16 protein-coding genes are annotated in these 20537 nt (G+C 49.7%); 9 read left to right on the top strand and 7 right to left on the bottom strand.

What is annotated here, in order from left to right; translation table 11 throughout:
• Positions 1 to 226: 226 nt before the first annotated feature.
• Complete coding sequence (locus AAZR23_RS02345; RefSeq protein ID WP_434692367.1) at positions 227 to 421, top strand: SymE family type I addiction module toxin; 195 nt, start codon at positions 227 to 229, stop codon at positions 419 to 421.
• Between the two features lie 83 nt (positions 422 to 504).
• On the opposite strand, the gene AAZR23_RS02340 is transcribed toward AAZR23_RS02345, so the two are convergent.
• The 7 genes from AAZR23_RS02340 to AAZR23_RS02310 form a co-directional block, all read right to left on the bottom strand.
• A complete protein-coding gene (locus AAZR23_RS02340; protein WP_369445123.1) occupies positions 505 to 963 on the bottom strand; it encodes a hypothetical protein in 459 nt (152 codons plus the stop codon).
• 4 nt (positions 964 to 967) lie between these two features.
• Entirely contained in the window at positions 968 to 2362 is a 1395-nt protein-coding gene (locus tag AAZR23_RS02335; RefSeq protein WP_434690302.1) for an RHS repeat domain-containing protein, read from the bottom strand.
• A gap of 64 nt (positions 2363 to 2426) precedes the next feature.
• Positions 2427 to 3020, bottom strand: coding sequence for a hypothetical protein (locus AAZR23_RS02330; RefSeq protein WP_434690299.1), 594 nt, complete (start codon positions 3018 to 3020; stop codon positions 2427 to 2429).
• On the bottom strand, positions 3017 to 7642 hold the full coding sequence (locus AAZR23_RS02325) for an RHS repeat-associated core domain-containing protein (RefSeq protein WP_434690297.1): 4626 nt from the start codon (positions 7640 to 7642) through the stop codon (positions 3017 to 3019). The genes AAZR23_RS02330 and AAZR23_RS02325 overlap by 4 nt, the downstream gene beginning before the upstream one ends.
• Before the next feature lie 29 nt (positions 7643 to 7671).
• On the bottom strand, positions 7672 to 8088 hold the full coding sequence (locus AAZR23_RS02320) for a DcrB-related protein (protein ID WP_046892542.1): 417 nt from the start codon (positions 8086 to 8088) through the stop codon (positions 7672 to 7674).
• Positions 8089 to 8097: 9 nt separating this feature from the next.
• Positions 8098 to 10263, bottom strand: coding sequence for a type VI secretion system Vgr family protein (locus AAZR23_RS02315; RefSeq protein WP_434690294.1), 2166 nt, complete (start codon positions 10261 to 10263; stop codon positions 8098 to 8100).
• A gap of 110 nt (positions 10264 to 10373) precedes the next feature.
• Complete coding sequence (locus tag AAZR23_RS02310) at positions 10374 to 10892, bottom strand: Hcp family type VI secretion system effector (RefSeq protein WP_046892544.1); 519 nt, start codon at positions 10890 to 10892, stop codon at positions 10374 to 10376.
• A 1189-nt stretch (positions 10893 to 12081) separates the two neighbouring features.
• On the opposite strand from AAZR23_RS02310, the gene tssB reads away from it, so the two are divergent.
• From tssB to tssK, 8 genes are read left to right on the top strand one after another with little or no spacing between them, the layout of a single operon-like run.
• Positions 12082 to 12579 carry a type VI secretion system contractile sheath small subunit gene (tssB, locus tag AAZR23_RS02305; protein WP_046892545.1) on the top strand — a complete coding sequence of 166 codons (498 nt, stop codon included), beginning with the start codon at positions 12082 to 12084 and terminating at the stop codon, positions 12577 to 12579.
• A 17-nt stretch (positions 12580 to 12596) separates the two neighbouring features.
• Positions 12597 to 14081, top strand: a complete 1485-nt coding sequence (tssC, locus tag AAZR23_RS02300; RefSeq protein WP_052927285.1) for a type VI secretion system contractile sheath large subunit — start codon at positions 12597 to 12599, stop codon at positions 14079 to 14081.
• A 5-nt stretch (positions 14082 to 14086) separates the two neighbouring features.
• A complete protein-coding gene (gene tssE, locus AAZR23_RS02295; protein WP_046892547.1) occupies positions 14087 to 14524 on the top strand; it encodes a type VI secretion system baseplate subunit TssE in 438 nt (145 codons plus the stop codon).
• A gap of 4 nt (positions 14525 to 14528) precedes the next feature.
• Positions 14529 to 16310, top strand: a complete 1782-nt coding sequence (gene tssF / locus AAZR23_RS02290; protein ID WP_166707418.1) for a type VI secretion system baseplate subunit TssF — start codon at positions 14529 to 14531, stop codon at positions 16308 to 16310.
• A complete protein-coding gene (gene tssG / locus AAZR23_RS02285) occupies positions 16274 to 17299 on the top strand; it encodes a type VI secretion system baseplate subunit TssG (RefSeq protein WP_434690287.1) in 1026 nt (341 codons plus the stop codon). The genes tssF and tssG overlap by 37 nt, the downstream gene beginning before the upstream one ends.
• Positions 17300 to 17303: 4 nt before the next feature.
• The gene (gene tagH / locus AAZR23_RS02280) at positions 17304 to 18572 is read left to right on the top strand and encodes a type VI secretion system-associated FHA domain protein TagH (RefSeq protein ID WP_434690284.1); all 1269 of its coding nucleotides are present in this window, start codon (positions 17304 to 17306) and stop codon (positions 18570 to 18572) included.
• A gap of 12 nt (positions 18573 to 18584) precedes the next feature.
• Entirely contained in the window at positions 18585 to 19124 is a 540-nt protein-coding gene (gene tssJ, locus AAZR23_RS02275; RefSeq protein WP_046892551.1) for a type VI secretion system lipoprotein TssJ, read from the top strand.
• Between the two features lies 1 nt (position 19125).
• On the top strand, positions 19126 to 20478 hold the full coding sequence (gene tssK / locus AAZR23_RS02270; protein WP_046892552.1) for a type VI secretion system baseplate subunit TssK: 1353 nt from the start codon (positions 19126 to 19128) through the stop codon (positions 20476 to 20478).
• Positions 20479 to 20537 lie beyond the last annotated feature (59 nt).

Genomic DNA, 20537 nt, shown 5'->3' with positions numbered 1-20537 from the left:
GCCGGAGAGCCGGTTAGTTTCACGGTGCAGCCGGTCGCGGCTGTATTCCGCCAGTACCGTCTGTTTACCGCGCTCACGCCAGTTCATCTGCTGAAGGTGTCCGGAGCCATAATACAGATAACTCAGGGACTGCCCGTCCGGCAGTTCCGTACTGTTGAGATTACCGTTGTCATCGTAGCTGTGACGGTATACCCCGAAGGGCAAAAACAGCAGCCCGCCGCCCGCCATTACCCTAAAAGGGCACTGGCTGAAAGCGGCAGGTTTTGAGACCGGTTTCACATTTACGGTGAAGATTTTAAACGGCTGTTTGGTATTAATCCCGGACAGCGAAGATATCCGGACGATTAAGCAGCAAAATCTGCAGCAACAGGCCCAGATCGCTGCGTTTAAACTTAAAGTTAAGGCGCTGATCGGGGAGTGATGTGGGGTGATTTACCTGCTTTGGTGTGCAGTGGTGCCAAAGCAGGTAATATATAATTTAAATCACAACCTCATGACCAAAAATCAATCGATATATGTTGTTCCTGGTGTACAGTGATCTTGTTTGATCAGCTTAATTTTTAACTCCCAACCTTCATCTATATACTTTCTTCCTGCAAACGTATACAGGACATCTCCTGTAGATAATTTATTTTCCATAATTTCATTATTTAAAAAAGTAACCTGATTAATAAATACCATTGGCTCTTCATCAATAAACCTCCAACTAGGCTCAGAAACCCATTTGGGATTATTATCCATGGAAATAAACTTATCTTTTAGGTAATTTGTCATCCACTTCATTACTGAGGACGGCAGTCTGTCCAACCATTCTATACTAGGAAAAGGCAATCCTAACTCACTGTATATTTTGAAAGATTTCTTAACAAAAAGATCAGCTTCCTCATGACCAATGCCTGCATGATATTTTTTTAATGCGACAGAAGACAAAGCAGATGTATAAATAATAAATTCTTTATTCATAAAATCACCATGAGTTTACACCTTTTATTACTTCAATTAGTTCAATGCCGGGATGCCTATAAGGATCTACATGTGCATGTTGCCAAGGATCAACTTCTGTTAGATTATTTTTATTATGAACATTTGGCCCACCTACTCTTTGAGGAATGTTTGTATGATGAAGTTCATAAGGTATATCTCTTGTTTCAATAGCTCCCGTTTTGGTGACTTTCACTTTTGCTCGTATTTTCGGTGCATTACCCAAAGCCATTTCTGAAATATTTCTTGCAGAATACATACCCGACGGCTTTTCTAACTCTTTTTTAGCTACATCTTTCCAATAATTCTTCTTTGATGTTCCCCAACAAGCCCAACCCCAAGGATCAACCCAACCCACCGGATTCGGTGCATACTGATACAGATTTAACCCGCCCAGCAGCCCTATCGGATCCTGCTGAGTAAATCGTCCCGTGTCCGGAGCGTAGTACCGGAAAGTATTATAGTGCAGTCCGGTTTCCCTGTCGAAATATTGACCCTGAAAACGTAAATTCTGCTGACCCCGGAATCCCGGTGCCGGGTGTTGTTCCCGTTTTAATTTACCCCACAGGCTGTAGTCGCCGTGCCAGATAATCCGTCCCTGACTGTCCGTCACTTCTTCCGGTAAGCCGTTCAGGGCAATGTGGTAATAGCTGATATCCGTGGACTTTTTTTCCGGATGGTCAAAGCTTTCTATCCGTGCCAGCGGGTTGTAGCTGCCGCCGTTATAGACGTAATGTAAGGTCAGATGCGCGGATTTACTGCTTTTCTCCGCCGCCAGCCGCAGGCCGTTCCAGCAGAACTGCACCGTTTCTTCCGGTGCCCGGTTTTCCGGGGGCTGCTTCAGCCGCTGTGCCTGTGCGGACTGCCAGATCCGTTTGCCGGTTCTTCGCCCGAGGATGTCGTAATCATATTCCGCCCGCTGGTTTCCCTGAGGGTCATGCTCAAGGGTCACTGCGGTAATACGGTGCTCCGCGTCATAGTGATAATGTTGACACACCGCGCTGTCCCGTACCCGGCGCTGCGCCATGCGGCCGAAGCCGTCATACGTGTAATCGTATTCCTCACTGGTGGTGACCTGGTTATTAAATGCCACCTGCCGCTGATGCCCCAGCAGGTTCGCTGCTTCGTCATATAAAAACAGCTCTTCGTTGAACCCGTTCAGACGCCGGGTCAGCTGCCCCAGCGGGTCATACCGGTAGGTTTCATACTGCCAGTGACCTTGTGTTAACGGCGAATCGGCCTGTCCGTAACTGACACTGCGCTCCGTCAGATTATTGTGTTTGTCCCAAGTATAACGTTTATCAATGGTGGCTGCCGTGACCTGCGTGACATTTGCCCGCTGCGCTATCTGGGCGGTGATACGCCCGTATGATCGCTGCACATAACTTTAATCTAAAGTTAAATATTATATTTCATAACCATATCACAGCACTCTATAAAAAAGATTAAATCATTTTCAATATTTTTAAATCAAGAAATGAAGTATCAAATCCCAATGAAAAAATATCATTCTTCATTTCTTCTGAAATAATTATATTAAATGCCCCACCCCAATCCTTGAGTCGAAATGCTTTTATTCCGTGTGGAATTTTATTATAATAAATAACTGGTTCTGTAAAAAACCTTCCTTTTTTGTTATCCCAAGGGTCTGGTTTGTAATCTACTGGCCATGGTTCAAATATTGATGACTCCCAACATATGCAATTTATATTATGTAGAACATTCATTAGGAAGTACTTTATTTTTTTTTCACTATTAAAAAGAGGAACTAATTGAACATCATTAGATTCCAAAATGTTTATATTCTCCAAACTTGAGTCATATGCAATAAATTTTGTTCCGATAGATGTTATAGGTGTGTAAAATCCATCTTTGATTATCTTATAAAAAAGAACTTCGTTTATCTTTCCATCAATCGAGGATAATTGAAATAAATTAACTCTTTCACCGAGGTTATTAAAAAGTTCATAACCGATGTTGATGCTTTTTTCCCATTTCTTATTTGATGAGTTAATTCCTAATTTATAATAACTTATCATTTATTTGCCTTTATTAAAATATCATTTAGCCAGGAACCTTGTGTAATAGCTTCAATTCTAAGCTTTTCTATTTCTTTTTTAAATGCATCAGGCCCGAACTGATCAGCCATAGATAATCGATCGAATATTTCTTGATGCATATCTTCCGGATGTGGCCCCTTATGGCCAGGAACATCTATTTTATTAAGTGGATCGTTAAGTACATCCTTTCTTAAATTACCGTTTTTAAATTTCCCTAATCCATTCTTTTTGAACAAATCTCTGAAACGATCTGACCAAACTGAATGTTTATTTGTTGCCAAGTGATGCGTCGGTGCGCATGCTGACAACCCCCACGGATCAACCCACACCACCGGATTCGGCGCATACTGGTACAGATTTAACCCGCCAGCCAGGCCAATGGGGTCCTGCTGAGTAAATCGTCCCGTGTCCGGGGCATAGTACCGGAAAGTATTATAGTGCAGTCCGGTTTCTCTGTCGAAATATTGCCCCTGAAAACGCAGATTTTGCTGACCCCGGAATCCCGGTGCCGGGTGTTGTTCCCGTTTTAATTTACCCCACAGGCTGTAGTCGCCGTGCCAGATAATCCGTCCCTGACTGTCCGTCACTTCTTCCGGTAAGCCGTTAAGGGCAATGTGGTAATAGCTGATATCCGTGGACTGTTTTTCCGGATGGTCAAAGCTTTCTATCCGTGCCAGCGGGTTATAACTGCCGCTGTTATAAACGTAATGTAAGGTCAGATGCGCGGATTTACTGCTTTTCTCCGCCGCCAGCCGCAGGCCGTTCCAGCAGAACTGCACCGTTTCTTCCGGTGCCCGGTTTTCCGGCGACTGATTCAGCCGCTGTGCCTGCGCGGACTGCCAGACCCGCTTCCCGGTTCTCCGCCCGAGGATGTCGTAATCATATTCCGCCCGCTGGTTACCCTGCGGGTCATGTTCAAAGGTCACTGCGGTAATGCGGTGCTCCGCATCATAGTGATAATGCTGACACACCGCGCTGTCCCGCACCCGGCGCTGCACCATGCGGCCGAAGCCGTCATACGTGTAATCGTATTCCTCACTGGTGGTGACCTGGTTATTAAATGCCACCTGCCGCTGATGCCCCAGCAGGTTCGCCGCCTCATCATACAGAAACAGCTCTTCACTGAACCCGTTCAGACGCCGGGTCAGCTGCCCCAGCGGATCATACCGGTAGGTTTCATACTGCCAGTGACCTTGTGTTAACGGCGAATCGGCCTGCCCGTAACTGACACTGCGCTCCGTCAGATTATTGTGTTTGTCCCAGGTATAACGTTTATCAATGGTGGCTGCCGTGACCCGCGTACTGTTCGCCAGCCTGGCTATCTGTGCGGTGATACGCCCGCTGCTGTCATACTCCGTTCGCTGATCAAGTCCGCCGGAAAGCCGGTTAGTTTCACGGTGCAACCGGTCGCGGCTGTATTCCGCCAGTACCGTCTGTTTACCGCGCTCCCGCCAGTTCATCTGCTGAAGGTGTCCGGAGCCGTAATACAGATAACTCAGCGCCTGCCCGTCCGGCATTTCTGTGCTGCTGAGGTTACCGTTATCATCATAGCTGTGACGGTATACCCCGGCACTGTTCTGCTCGGACAGCATCTGCCCGTTCAGGTCATACTCAAATTCCAGGATATCCTGCCACGGCACATCCTCCCCGCTGAGCTGCGCCGCTGACCAGACCGTCAGCGGTGCCCGCCGCAGTGTCAGTGCCGTTTTGCCGTACTGATACTCAGTGCGGTAATCACGGTTTTCCCGCATGGTCAGGCGGCCAGCCGGATCATAGCCATACTGTGTGATAACCGGCTCTTCTCCCGCCTGTGCGGGGATCTCTTCACGGCGGATAAGATTACCGCCCGCATCATACTGATACTGTTTTTGCTGGCCGATCAGATCCTGCTCACGGGTCAGGCGGTGCAGTGCATCATATTCAAACCGGTAAGATTCTTCTTTTTCATTGACCAGCGCTTTCAGCCGCCCGAAGCGGTCGTAACGAAAGCCGAGACGGTGTCCCGCCGGGTCGGTACGCTCTGTGATTTGCCCGAAGATATTACGGGCGAAGGTGATTTTCTTGTCACCGCTGTCAGTAAACCCGGTGACACGCCCGGCATCGTCATAGGAATAGCGGTTATCCCTGCCGTCCGGTAATTCCTCCCGCAGCAGCTGTCCACCCTCCGACCAGTGATAGCGGGTGGTCTGGCTCAGTGCATCGGTGATAGTGACCAGTTGCCCGCGATCATCATAGGACAGTGTGGTGTGATAACCGGAGCAGTCGGTATAGCGGGTCAGTTGCCCCCGGGTATTGTAGCGGTAACGGGTGATACTGCCGCCCGGGTCAGTCTGCTGAAGACAGTCCCCCTGTTCATCCCAGACCAGCCGGGTAGCATGCCCCTGCGGGTCCATATACAGATGGATATCCCCTTTGGCATTATAAAACCAGTGATGTGCCGCACCATTCGGCATTACCTGAATCAGCGGAAACGCAAAGTCTTTATCCCACTCAATAGTGGTACAGTCGCCGTTCGGATCTGTTTCAGCGGTCAGGTTACCGCGTTCATCGTAGGTGTACTGCGAGGTGTGACCCAGAGGATCTGTGGCTTTTTTCAGTTTACGGCTCTGATCCCAGTCAAAAAACCAGGTGGCGCCGCTTTCATCTGTAAATTCGGTGATCTGATGTTGTTCATTCCAGCGACGGAACGTTTCACCCAGTCCGGCTGACTCCGTGCGCAGGGTTCTCTCCGCCGGAGAATAGTGCAGTAATGTGTGTTCAGGCCGTCCGCCGTCCGGAGTCTGCAACCAGTGTTCCGCCACGCGGTATACCGGTCGCTGTTCATCATCTGTTTCATTTTCAAACTGTGCCCAGCGGTAATGACTCTGTAACCCGGCGGCATTTATATGCATGTTCATCAGCCCGGTGTCATCATCCCGGGAAAAACGGCGGGTCACTTTCCCGTCAGCACCCATGACGGCAACAAGAAACTGATGTTCATCATACTGATAGCTGACCAGCGTTCGCTCATCATCCGGATCAGATTGTGATACCGAGAGCAGGCGTTGTCCGTCATCCGTATAATGCAGCTGAACATTAATCAGTCCGCTGTTATCCTGAATGGTACAGAGCTGACCTTCCGGGCTGTAGCGGTAAAACAGCGTGTTACCGTGGCGATCATGTGACTGAGCAAGACGTAACCAGCCATTGCGCTGCGGGTCTGTTTCAAACAGCTGATAATCGCCGGTATCGGACTCCAGCAAAAAGATATTTTGCAGACTGCGGTAGACACGAAACCCCTCATCCACATAGAACGCGTCCTGTCCCAGCGCCAGTTCCCCCAGAGACAGGCGGCGGCCGGACATATCATGATAATACAGCGGTGCATCTTCAATAGAGCCGCCTGTGTAATCGATTTCAATACTGACATCAAACGGCAGTGCCCAGCCTGTTCCCAGACGGCTTTCACGGGTATTGCTGCTCTGATAGATACGGTGCCAGACCAGCGGGTAACGGCCTTCCAATACAAAATCCAAATCATCATCACCACTGAGGACTTTACTGCCGGTGGCTGCGTGAACAGGACGGGTGACGGCATTAAAAGAGCGGGTTAATCCGCTGATTACCAGTCCCATACCGATATTCCCGGCCAGTTCCATCACCAGGCTACAACCGGCTTTACTCAGGCACTGACGAACAGCTGCCATCCCGCCTTTCCGGATGATACTGGCCCAGCCGCCCAGTACCGCGCCGACAGCTTCACCAACAAAAGTACAAAACGGATTACGACCGCTGATAATATCCCGCACCACTTCTTTGTTACCGCCGATACGGACAACACGGGATTCCTGTGTGTGATCAATTTTTGCCTCGCAGGTGCTGCGGTCACCATTCCGGCAGGCAGGCTGGCTGTTTATCTGAACTTTTTTTGATCCTTCAGCCAGATAATACGGTGCTGAGGCAATATGCCATTTCTCACAGGTAATCTGATCATTATCGACAGGTGCGGCATAAAGGTTTTTATTTGCAACGGTGGGTGAAAAAAATCCTTCAAAAAAGCCACGCTCTGGTGAGGGATATTTCGGGAACGGATCATTTTCAACCGGCTCAGCCGGATTGAACACTGAAGAAACTAAATTATTTACTGCTGAACCCATACCCATAGGTGTCAGCATATAGGCTTTTTGCAAAACACCTTCAGCAAGTGAACGGGCTTTTCCTTTCGGCGGATTTTGCGTGTCCGCTATAATAGACTCGATCAATTTTTCATGCGGGATAATACCAGCTGCACGTGCTGCGGGCTGATCTTTTGTTTTGACATTCAGGGAACCGCTGATAATTGTACCGTCCGCACCCCGTCCGAAACCGCAAAAATTCAGCGCATCATCAACCCATCCTGAAACAGTATCGGCCACTTCATCAATAACATCACCGAGAACAAAGCCACCGGCAATAGCAAGTAATGGTGCAGCAAGCCCGCCGGTTCCTGCGGTCAGTGCGCCCGCAGCAACAAACAGACCAACGTACGCAGCACCTTTGACAACACCATTAACAAAATCTGCAATCATGGACTGATGAAACAACTCATCTCCGAGTTTGGCTGCATGAAATTCATTTCCCATGATGCAGGTTCCTTTTTAAATAACCGAAATCAGACTGTACGGGCAAAACGCAATTTCAGCGTTTGCCAGTCCTGTAAGTCAGCATCAGTAAACGGGTGCAGCAGGCAATACGTCATCACCAGAATTGAGTCATCCAGTTCATAACCTGCAATGTACTGATATAAATGTGTCCCTTTTTGTTCCGGTTCACAGTAGAAAGCCCACCCGTTCACACCGGACTCTGTTGTAAACGCAACCGGGTCAGTCATCGCAAATAGTTTTACCCCTTTGCGAATCACCGCAATTTGTGACACCAGATAGTGTTCCGCTGTCTGTCCGTCAGCCAAATCATCACGGGTCAGCGATAAACTGGCTTTTTTCTCCGGAAACTTAATAATATGCAGGCTGTTATCCCGGTAGTCTGATGAAGGCAGCGTTATGGCACCTTCCTGACATACATACTTCATTGTTATTCCTTATTTTCCCGCAAAGAAATTGCCTTTTTGACTTTTTATTGTGCCTGTATCAGGTTCGATTTTATCTTCAGCCGGTCCGCCGCCTTCCATATTCAGGTCAAGCACATGGCCGGTATTAATCTGTCCGTCATTTTTCGCTGAGATATTGAAGTTTTCACAAGTAATATTCACAGCGCCGGAAGCGGTCATTTCTATCGCTGATTTACCGCTGACCAACTTAATCCCCGTTGCTGATGCCAGGAGACAAACACCTTCCACATTCGTCAATTGTCCGCCAAAAATGTAATTCAGCTGATCCATCTGAACCGCAGTCGTCTGCTTACCGGCGACTGTGACTTTCTGGTTCTGCCCGACATTTTCCGTATGATTTGCCACTACTGACGTACTGCGGTCATTCTGCACCACCGTATTCATGTCTTTCTGAGCATGCATAAAGACTTCCTGCTTCCCGTTTTCATCCTCAAAGCGCAGTTCGTTGAAACCATCGCCTTTGTGGGTCTGTGTGCGGAACGCAGTCTGGGTTTTGCTGCCGGGGAAAGAGGATGGCGGGCCGTTACGGCCATTGTAGGTACAGCCGGTGACTATCGGACGGTCAATGTCGCCGTTGAGATAAGAGACGATCACTTCCTGGCCGATGCGCGGCACGGCAGAGAAACCATAGCCGCCGCCGTTCCAGCCCATCGCCACCCGCACCCAGCAGGAAGCGCTGTGATCGGGTCGTCCATAGCGATCCCAGTGGAAATAGACTTTCACTGCGCCCTGCTCGTTGGTGTAAATCTCTTCCCCTTCCGGCCCGACAATCGTTGCCAGCTCATCACCGTCGGCCTGCGGGCGGAAGCGGTACGGCGGCCGCCATTCACGGGTGCCGGGGATAAACTGCACGGTATTGCTGAATTTGGTTCCCTCTCCGCCGCCGTTATCCGCCAGCGGCTGGATACCGTGGTGATTGACCATAGTCACCTGCCAGGCTTTATTCATACTGTCAGACGGATGGTTTTTCAGGGTAAAGATTTTGCCCGGCATCAGTGCAAAGCAATTGGTACCTGCGGTACCGGTCTGGCGCTGGTTCTGAGATTGCTCGTAGCGCAGTTGGGTGAACGGTTTACCGGTCTCATCGTCACGGTAACGGCCATAACTTTCATAGACAGGGTGCTGTTTGTGAACGTCGCCGGTAACCTCGTGTTTAAACGGATAAGACGGACGATCGGGATTGTAATCTTTCTGGATAATGACATCACTGCACAGCTGTTCGGCGTAACGCCAGGAAAACGCGGTGCTGTCACTGATATCGGTATCTGCCTGCGGATTATAGGTCAGATTAATTCCGGCGGTCATACCGAGGTGGTTATCACTGTAAAACAGTTTCGGGCCTTCCTCGAACCAGAAGTTAATCCCCTCCTCGGCGGCCAGACGACACCAGAAATCATAGGCAGACTCGCGCTTCTGGGTGATGTAATCACGCTTCTGGTGTAATTCATTCTGATAGAATTTCAGGTCGTTTTTGACGTGCGCTTCGTCCAGGAGTGTCGCCAGCACTTCCGGAACGGATTGTTTCTGGAAGATGCGGCTGTCCTGGTTAAGGGTCATGATCCACATTTCAGGGCGGATCAAGAAGTAATACCAGGTTTTGTTGCCGTCAGTATTGCCTTGTTCAGCAGACGCCAGCAGCCCCTGCACAGTGCGGACTTTGACGCCGTCGCGGGTCACCGTCAGAGAAGAGGCTTTTCCCAGATGTTCATCAAATGTGATTGACGGCAGCGTGCTGACGGCACTGATCGACAACGAAAACAGCGAAGAAAGCCCTTCACTGAGTGAAAATTCGGTTACCTGAAAAGTTTGTTCCGGCAATCCGCCGATTTTACAGGTAAAAACAAGACCGGAAGGTGAACGTCCGGTAAGCGTGCCCGCCAGACTGCCGGCAGCACCGGGAAGTTTCGGGACACTGCTGAGACCACCGGCAATACCACCACCGGGAATAAGATCTGCCGCAGAAGGAACCTGCGCGGCGGCTTTTTGTGCCTGTTGTACGGCGGAGACGGCTTTTTGCGCCGGTTCTGACATTTTTTTGCTGACTTTTGATGCAACAGCATCCTCAGCATATTTTGCGGCACTGTCTTTCAGCGCTGCCGGGTCAATGACCTTTTTTTTGGGATCTTCAGCAAACATACCGGCTCCGGAACTGATCAGGCGGATGACCCGCCGGGGGACGGAGGATCACTGCGGTAAAGCAGGAACACCACAAATCCCCGGAGGAATTTGTGGTGTCAGTGACCACATTACGCTTCGATTGGCGCACGCCAGTCGTCAGCACCGGAGGTGCCTGCGACGGTGTGTTCCCAGTCGATTTTGCGGTAAGAGAGTGACACTTCGATCAGTTGGGTGTAATCCGTTTTTTCCGGGTCCTGGCAATGCGGCATTTTGCAGTCGATATTCACGATGGTCGCATCTTCCAGCGAGGTGGTGAAGAAATGCTCCTGCTTACCTTCAACCGAGGTGCGATACCATTTCAGCTGCACTTTCGGCAGCATTTCACCGGCCGCCAGGGCGTTGTACAGCAGCGGAACTGCTTTGTTCAGTGCCACAGTAAATTTAAACGGACGGTGTGCACGCTGGCCGGATGGCTGGCCTGATTGCGGGTCAGTCGGGACAGTCACAACATGGTCAAACTGCTGTACCAGCATTTCATCTTCATGACCCTGCACGTAGATGTTGCCGACAGACTCAGCAGTAAATGCACCGGCAGTGATATTGCCCTGCGTTTTGCCTTCGATAGAGATATAGCATGGAGTTGGCATGATAAAATTCCTTATTTATTAACAGGTAACAAGTCGTTACCGGACGAGTGACTTCGTCATCAGCCAATGCGCATGGTGATAATGCAGAAAGCATAAATTTAACTAATATCTATGTAAAGCCTTCTGGTGTTCAAATTACCCTCTGTATCTCCTGGGATAATCATCTTAAGTTAAAATCCATGCAAAAACAGGATATAAAACTTAAATAACTAAAATAGAAACATGTAATTGAAATTAAAAACCAGAAATCTGCGATCAGAAATTTAACAAAAAAACCATAAAAGCAGATAAAACATTAATAAAACAATGAATTACAAACATTTTAGGTTATGATCAGAAAAATAAAGTTTATAACAAGATATTATTTCTCATAAGGTAATGATATTTATAGATAAAAATACATTCATATAAACTACGCTATACATGGAGTGATAATGCCTCAATTTTATTGCACTGTTATTTTTTAATATACAAAATAAAGTATTGACCATGGGATAATAATATTCATTATTACTTATAATAAGAGTAACAGCTATATCCCCTATCCATGATATTCACCCGAAAAATACTTTCAGCTATCAAAAATGTTGCCGTTTATTAAAAAATACATCTGATGAAAAATACGTAACCGGATACCGAAATTCCTCTCGTTCTTGTTGACGCATTTTGAAAATCAGCACAGTGATATTTGTATCTTTACCAACAGATGTAAAATAATATTTCAAAAATAAAATTTACATTTCCCATGAATCAGTACATATCAATCTATGCCTGATATAGATATGCCACAGTTACCATCAATATGCTTCCCTGTCCCTCTGCTCTTTTCATTATTTTTCTTTATTTTCAATACATCATGGAATAATTACTACTTATACGGCGGATCTGTAAAACACATCACTAATTAAAGAAATAATTATTTTAACACCCACCTATCAGTTGACTAACATACGCATGTTATTGGTAAAATAATTTTACTGATTGACACCCGCATGCAGGAGAAGATAAATTTTGCATTAATGTAATTTTTAATTTACCTTAAGCTAAATATTTTAATTGACACTCAATACAATGAATTACGTAGCTTACGCGTATTTGCATGATAGCCAAACCCGGATAAGGCAATCGCTTATCTTATGTATATATACGGGGAAATGAATTCCCCAAACTTAATCCATAAGGATAATCAATGAGTAAGAATGGTCTTGGCAGCGTTGCGCCGAAAGAACGCATTAATATCAAATACACTCCGCATGATGGCGGAAGCCAGGCAGAAATTGAATTACCTCATAATCTTCTGGTTATTGGTGATTTCAAAAATAAAGAAGAAGATACCCCGATTGAAGAACGAAAAACGGTTTCGATTGATCAGAACAATTTTAATTCCGTGATGGAAAATGCAGGTATTAATCTGACATTTGCTGTTAAAAACCATCTTGAGGAAGAAAGTGATTCCGACATCCCTGTCAATCTTGATATTAAATCTCTCCGTGATTTCTCTCCTGACAATATTGCTAAAAATGTTCCGGAATTAAATAAGTTACTTGAATTGCGGGAAGCATTAGTCGCACTGAAAGGTCCTCTGGGAAATATTCCTGCATTTCGTAAACAGCTTCAGGCACTGCTGGATAATGAATCCACCCGTGAACAACTGTTAAAAGAGCTGGATATCGTCAGCAATAAATAATTGATGGGAATCGTGTTATGTCTACAGCAACAGAAAGTGTAAAACAGGAAGCAGGCCAAATCCCTGCCGGAACATCACTGCTTGATGAAATTATGTCACAGTCCCGGATGACCCCGGAAACCGAAGCATACGATATCGCCAGACAGGGTGTGGCAGCTTTCATCAGTAACATCCTGGCCAGTGATTCCAAAGAAGAACCGATCAATAAGTTACTGATCGATAAAATGCTGGTGGAGCTGGATAAAAAGCTGAGTGCGCAGATGGATGAAATTCTGCATAACGACAACTTTCAGGAAGTGGAGTCCTCCTGGCGTTCCCTGAAGTTACTCGTGGATCGCACTGATTTCCGTGAAAATATTAAGATTAATATTATTCATGCCACCAAATCCGAATTGCTGGAAGACTTTGAATTTTCGCCTGAAATTGTCCAGTCCGGTTTCTATAAGCATGTCTATTCTGCCGGTTATGGTCAGTTCGGTGGTGAACCGGTTGCCGCTGTGGTCGGGAACTATGCCTTCAGCAATACCACACCGGATATGAAACTGCTTCAGTATGTCAGCGCTGTCGGCGCCATGGCACATGCGCCTTTCCTGTCATCCGTTTCCCCGGACTTTTTTGGTGTAAGCAGCTATACCGAATTACCGGCAATCAAGGATCTAAAATCCGTCTTTGAAGGCCCGGCACACACCAAATGGCGCGCCTTACGTGAAGCGGAAGACTCCCGCTACCTCGGCCTGACCGCCCCGCGCTTTTTGCTGCGTCTCCCTTACGATATGGTTGAAAACCCGATTAAAAACTTCAACTACCGTGAAAGTGTTAAACAAAACCATGACCACTATCTGTGGGGTAACACGGCATTCCTGCTGGCTGCCGGTATCAATAACAGTTTCGCCAATTACCGCTGGTGTCCGAATATCATCGGGCCTCAGAGCGGCGGTTCTGTCAGCGATCTGCCGGTTCATTGCTTTGAGGCGATGGGCGAACTGCAGACTAAAATCCCGACTGAAGTGCTTATCACTGACCGTCGTGAATTTGAGCTGGCAGAAGAAGGCTTTATTACCCTGACGATGCGCAAAGGCAGTGATAATGCCGCATTTTTCTCCGCCAACTCCGTGCAGAAACCAAAGCATTACCCGAACACACGTGAAGGTAAGATGGCGGAAACCAACTATAAACTGGGTACTCAGCTGCCGTACATGTTCATTATCAACCGCCTGGCACACTACATCAAAGTGTTACAGCGCGAGCAGATCGGTGCATGGAAAGAGCGCCAGGATCTGGAACGTGAACTGAATATCTGGCTGAAACAGTATATCGCCGATCAGGAAAACCCGCCGTCAGATGTCCGCAGCAAGCGTCCTTTGCGTTCCGCACAGATTCAGGTACTGGATGTCGAGGGCGATCCGGGCTGGTATCAGGTCGCTATCCAGGTGCGTCCGCACTTCAAATATATGGGTGCCAGTTTCGAACTGTCACTGGTTGGCCGGCTCGATAAGGAGTAACCGGAATGGGGGCGTATTATCATCGTCACTCGTCACAACCTGTACGCCTTTTTGAACGGATAAGAGGGAAGCACGCCGGTGCTTCCCGTCAGTCCCGCACCGCTGCCCTGATTAATTCGGTCAAATCACATCTGACGCTGGTACTGAATACCCGGCCGGAAACCTGTCAGAGCAGCCGTGAACTGGGTGTGACCGATCTCAATGACGCCACCGCAACAGCAGTAGATTTTCGTGCCAGTCTGGAAACGGCCATCCGCGAATGCATTCTGCGCTATGAGCCGCGGATCAGTGATGTCGCGGTGGAAGGTGTGATTGATGAGCATAATCCGCTGCTTCTGGAGTTTCGGATCACTGCACTGGTATTACTGGAAAATCAGTCTCAGGTAATTGAATTTAATATGCAGATGGACAGTCACCGGCATTACAGACTGAAACAGGCCTGACAGTATGCCCCGTAATTCCCGTTTTTCTGATGAACTTGAGTACCTGCAACTGCTGGAAGATACCGTTGCGCGCCACAAGCCGCATCTGGTTAATTTTCTGGCAGAAAAGAGCACGGACCCGGATGTGCTGCGGCTGCTGGAGGGGTTTGCTTATCTGTCTGCCTCTTTACGCAGTCAGATTGAACGTCAGTTCCCGGAACTGACCAACAGTCTGGTCACAATGCTGTGGCCCAGCTATGCCCGGCCGTTTCCGTCAATGACCGTCATGCAGTTTACGCCATCCCCCTCTCTGCGGCTTCCCGTTTTTGTGCCGGAGGGAACGCTGTTTGAGAGTCAGCAAATCACACTGGATGAAAGCGATGCGGAAGACGATGTTCTGCATCAGATGACCTGTCATTTCACGCAAAGCCGTGATCTCAGGGTGATGCCGTTTACCGTCACGTCGGTCACCGCCGGCCCGCAGTCAGTGACGATTTCCTTTGCACTTTCGCAACCAGCCCGGTTATCGGATACCGGTCTGACAGCGTTACAGTTTTATCTCGGCGGGGACGATTATACCGCTCATGAACTCTATTTTCTGCTGAATCACGCGGTGTCCGGAGCAACACTGACAACGGATAAACACACGTATCAGCCGGAAAACTTTGCCGTGTCACCGGCGGGATTCAGCCGTGAGGATGCCCTTCTGCCCTATCCCAGAAACAGTTATGAAGGGCACCGGCTGTTACAGGAATACTTCAGTTTTCCGCGCGCCTTTTTGTTTCTGAATATTGAGGGGCTTGATGATATTCCGGCCGTGATGTCCGGAGATCACTTCTCCCTGACCATTCATTTCTCCCGTCCGCTGCCGCCGGCGGCGGATATTAACGATGACAGCATCCGGATCAACTGTGTGCCGGCGGCAAACCTGTTCCCGATGGAAAGTGAAGCAGTGGAACTGAACGGCAGACAAAGTGAGTACCCGCTGAGTCCCGGTTTTGCTCATCCGGCAGGTTACGATATTTTTTCTGTCACCCGGGTGGACGGACTGCGCCGCTGCGGTAACCAGCCGGCAAAAATGACACATTACACGCAGTTTGAAAGTTTCCATCATCAGGACCCGGTCAATAAAGGCGATGAAGAGCAGTATTATCGTCTGCGCACACTGCCGTCACCGGATGACAGCGGATTCCGTCACCGGATTTCCTTTGTCCGCAGTAATGAGCCTGCACTGACCGGCTGTGATGAAACGGTTTCTGTTTCTCTGCTGTGCACCAACCGGGATGTGGCCGGCTATCTGCGGACCGGCTCTGTTACACGCTGTACAGAGCAGCTGCCGGATATCAGTGCTGTCCGCAATATCATGAAGCCGACACAAACACTGCGGCCGCTGCTCGATCACTCGCTGCACTGGTCAGTACTGACGAATCTGTCTCTGAATTATCAGTCACTGCTGAGCCTGGAAGCGTTGCGGGAACTGTTGCAGCTTTATGATCTGACATCCGTTTTCCACCAGCAGACCGCCCGCCAGGCACAGAAATGTCTCGATGCGCTGGTCAGCATGACCACACAGCCCGTCGAATATCTGTACCGCGGATTACCGGTGCGCGGGCTGAAATCCACCTTATCTGTTTACCAGAGTGCGTTCTCATCTGAGGGCGGACTCTATTTGTTCTGTTCCGTTATTGCTCATTTTTTCGGGCTCTATACCAGTGTGAATACCTTTCATGAGCTGGAAGTGATCAATATGGATAACCGGGAAGTGTATTTATGGCCGGCGAAAATCAATCGCACCGTTCTGCGCTGACAACCTCTGTCAGCGACGGCACCGCCGCCATGACAGAGTATGACTTTTATCAGCTGGCAGAGTTGCTGAATAAATCCGTGACAGCCGCCGGAAAGTCCGCACAGGAGAATATCCGTTTTTCGGCAAGTGCCGGGATCGCATTTCCGACACGGGATGTCACCGGTGTAACCCGCCGTGAGGACGGCAGTTATGACGTCAAAGTGGCATTTTTGGGTCTGCACGGCAGTCAGTCCCCGCTGCCCGGGTATTACCTCGACAGCCTGGCGTGGGAAGAAGCACAGCAGACGGAAAGCGTTACGGACTTTCTTAATCTGTTTAATCACCGCTTTGTCACGCTGCTGCACCGGATCTGGCGGAAATACCGCTATTACATCTCGTTTGAGCCGGACGGCCGCGATCCGTTTTCCCGCTATATGTTCACGCTGCTCGGGCTGGGCAGTGAAAGTAACCGCAGCCGGATCCGGATCAATCACAACAAAATGCTGGCCTATGCCGGGTTACTGGCCAGTCCCGGACGTTCACCGGATGTGGTGTGCAGTCTGATTTCCCACTGTTTTGATCTGGACAATGTGAATTTATCCGGCTGGGAAACCCGCCGGGTGGCAATTGCCGATGATCAGCAAAACCGGCTGGGGGAAACCTTGTACAGCGCGAGCCGCACCGCGCAACCGCGCTCCCTGCTGGGGGAAAATTTCAGTCTGGGCGCACGCATTGAAGACTGTAACGGCAAATGCACCATCGAAATCAGTGAATTATCACTGACCCGTTATATGCGTTTTTTACCGAACGGCCCTGACTACCTGCCGCTGGTCGCGTTTGTGTCTTACATCATGCACGAACAGCTGGCCTGGGATCTGCGGCTGAGAATGGCGGAAAAACAGGTCGGCGGGATGGTTCTCGGCGAGAAAGATAACAATCAGCTGGGCTGGCGGAGTTTCATCGGGCAACCGGAACTGAAGCCTTTTATGACGATCTCAGTATTGGAATAACATAATGGATAAACCACAACTTAATTTTCATTTGGTGAACAGTAACCGGCTGGAAAGCGGCCGGGCTGCTGCTGCCCAGTTTACCTCACAGGGCGGTACCATCGGCAGTAATACCGACTGCACCTGGTCACTCCAGGACAGCCTCGGCAAAATCGCCGGGGTTCAGTGCCGCATTATCCGTCAGGATCAGACATTCTGCCTGAAAACCCTGACCGAGCCGGTTCGTCTTAATCAGACCGCCATTCCCCGCCACGCCGGTGCCGTGCGTCTGTCACAGGGCGATATTATTGAGATCGGTGAGTTGCAGTTTAAAGTGCATCTGACCATAACCGGTGAACCCTACCGTGATCCGATGGCAGTGGCACCTCAGGATATTGTGTCCGCCGGCAGCAACCCGCTGGATAGCCTGATAGATAACCAGACTGCACCGGATAATCCCCCGTATCAGGGAGATGATACCGCACCGACCGTCCGCGGTTCCCGTACCCGCGATCCGTTACAGGCTCTGGAAAATGAGAGCCTGACCACCGGCAGTTCACCGGCAGAACATAACGCCTCCGGCCTGCTGGCCGACCACCATACGGCGGCATCCGCCGCTGTGCCACTCTCCGATAACAGAGGGAATACCATTGTGCAGGAATATATGGATCTGCCCAAACTGTCCGCCACCGATCACGCGGATGATCTGCGGCCGGTCACCGATGCGGATCATATTGCGGTAAACCCGCTGATGCACGGGCTGGAAGCACATCTTCCGCTGCATAACTCCCGCCAGGCCAATGATTTTCTGACCGAGGTCGGCCGGACGCTCAAAGCCGCCATTGAAGGTCTTCTCGCATTACAAAAAACTCAGGATAACCTGCGCGACAAGCAATTACGCCCGATTGAGGATAACCCGCTGCGTCTGAATGTGGATTATCAGGAAGCCCTGCATCTGCTGTTCGGCGACGAACGCAGCCCGGTGCACCTGTCACCGACGGCGGCGGTCAGCGAAAGTCTGACCAATATGCAGCTCCATTACCGCGCCAATCTGGAAGCTATTTCCGTCGCGCTGGAGACCATGCTTGACGCGTTTTCACCGGAACGGCTGCTGGCACGTTTTGCACAGTATCAGCGGGCCGGTGAAGAGAGCAGTTCAGATCCGGCCTGGGCGTGGCAGATGTATGTCAGTTACTACCGTGAGCTGAAATCCTGCCGTCAGCAGGGATTTGAAAAACTCTTTTATGAAGTTTACACCCATGCCTATGACCGGGCGTTACGTAAAGGCTTATAAGGGACATCCATCATGAGTGTGAAACTGCGATACGGATTGTTGCTGCTGGTACTGGTACTCACCGGATGCAGCAAATCCTGGGAGGCAACCAAAAAGGTCGGCAAGGTGCTGTGGGACCCCGATATTCCGGTGGGTAAAGCGAACCAGCAGCCATCTGAAATTGCGATCACACTCCTGGCGGAGCCGGATATCAACCCGAACCCGGATGGTGAGCCGTCTCCGGTGGAGATGCAGCTGGTGTATCTCAGCGAAGACTCCCGTTTTGAGTCGATGGATTTTGACCAGCTGGATGAAAAGCCGCTGCCGGATGTACTCGGTAAAAACTATATCGACCACCAGGATTACACACTGACACCGGATCAGTACAAACCGCTGGCTCTGCTGCGGACCACCGGCGAAAACCGCTATCTGGGTGTCATTGTCCGCTATTCGTCCCCTAACGTTACCGAATGGAAGAAAATCATCAAGTTAAGCGGAATCGGACGACAGTATTACATCCTGGTTCATGTCAGGGAAAATGAAGTGGAATTGCGCAAAGAGGAAGAAGAATAATATGTCGATGAAAAACCGGGTTATCTGGCGCGAAGGTTTGTTTATCAAACCCCAGCATTTTCAGCAGCAGCAGCGCCACCAGGACTATGTGACAGAAAGCCTGCTCTCTGCGTTCTCCGGTCACTATTCCGGGTTTACCTCTCTGGTGATCAACGAAGATATTCTGCGGCTGGGCCGGGTCGGCATTTCAGAGGCGACCGGTATCATGCCGGACGGCACGCTGTTTTCCCTGCCGTCACAGGATGAGCTGCCGCCGCCGATTGATATCACTCCGCTAAATGATACCGGCAACAACATTATTTATCTTGCCCTGCCGCTGCACAGTGCCACGGTCAATGAAATTGCAGCCGGGCATAACAATCATCTGACGGCGCGCTATAAAGAATTCAGTCTGGATGTCCGCGATCTGCACACCGAAGCCGGTGATGTCAGTATGCTGAATGTGGCAAGACTCAGCCCGGTGCTGAAACAGGGCACTGCCGAGCTGAATGCGTATGTGTCGGTACCGGTCTGCCGTATCAGCGAACAAACAGCCGATGGCGGACTGATCCTCGATGATACGTTTATCCCGTCCTGCCTCAATGTGCGCTTATCACCCTCCCTGACCGGATTTCTGGATGAACTGAGCGGCACACTGGCTGAGCGCGCCCGGCAACTGGCCGGTCGGATCGGCTCACCGGGGCAGCAGGGTATCGCCGATGTGGCGGAATTTATGATGTTACAGCTTCTGAACCGGGCATCACCGCGTTTTGCCCACTTTGCCGCACAGGATGTGCTGCATCCGGAGCCGTTATTCTGCGAACTCCGCTCATTATGCGGGGAACTGCATACCTTTACTGATCAGTCCCGGCTGGCCGGACAACTGCCGAAATATAACCATCAGGCACTGACAGAGTGCTATCCGCCACTGATGCGGGCGCTGCGCCTGGCATTAAGCGTGGTACTGACACCGCGCGCTATTGCGATTCATCTTCAGGAGCAGGAACACGGTATCCGCGTGGCAACGATTCAGGATCAGCAACTGTTGCAGCAGGCCGAATTTATCGTGGCAATCCGCGCTCAGATGCCTCAGGAGCAGCTGCGCCGCCAGTTCACCCAGCAAACCAAAGTTACATCCATCAACCGCATCCGCGACCTCGTCAGTGTCCAGCTGCCGGGCGTACCACTGATTTCCCTGTCTGCCGCACCACGCCAGTTGCCGTATCACGCGGGTTACACCTATTTCCGTCTGGATCGCCAGGGTACCGCATGGCAGGAAATTCAGCAAAACGGCTCCGTCGCTTTCCACGTTTCCGGTAATTTCCCGGAACTGGATATTCAGTTCTGGGCCATCCGTAACGGGGGCGATTTATGACCGATGATTTACTGACCGGCAGCCTGTCTGATGATCTGTCCGGCGATACCGGTTATCTG

The organism is Morganella sp. Je.2.23 (assembly GCF_051129855.1).
GTDB classification, from domain to species: domain Bacteria; phylum Pseudomonadota; class Gammaproteobacteria; order Enterobacterales; family Enterobacteriaceae; genus Morganella; species Morganella sibonii.
The sequence above is the reverse complement of the archived record's forward strand: the minus strand, read 5'-3'. Positions and strand labels throughout refer to the sequence as shown.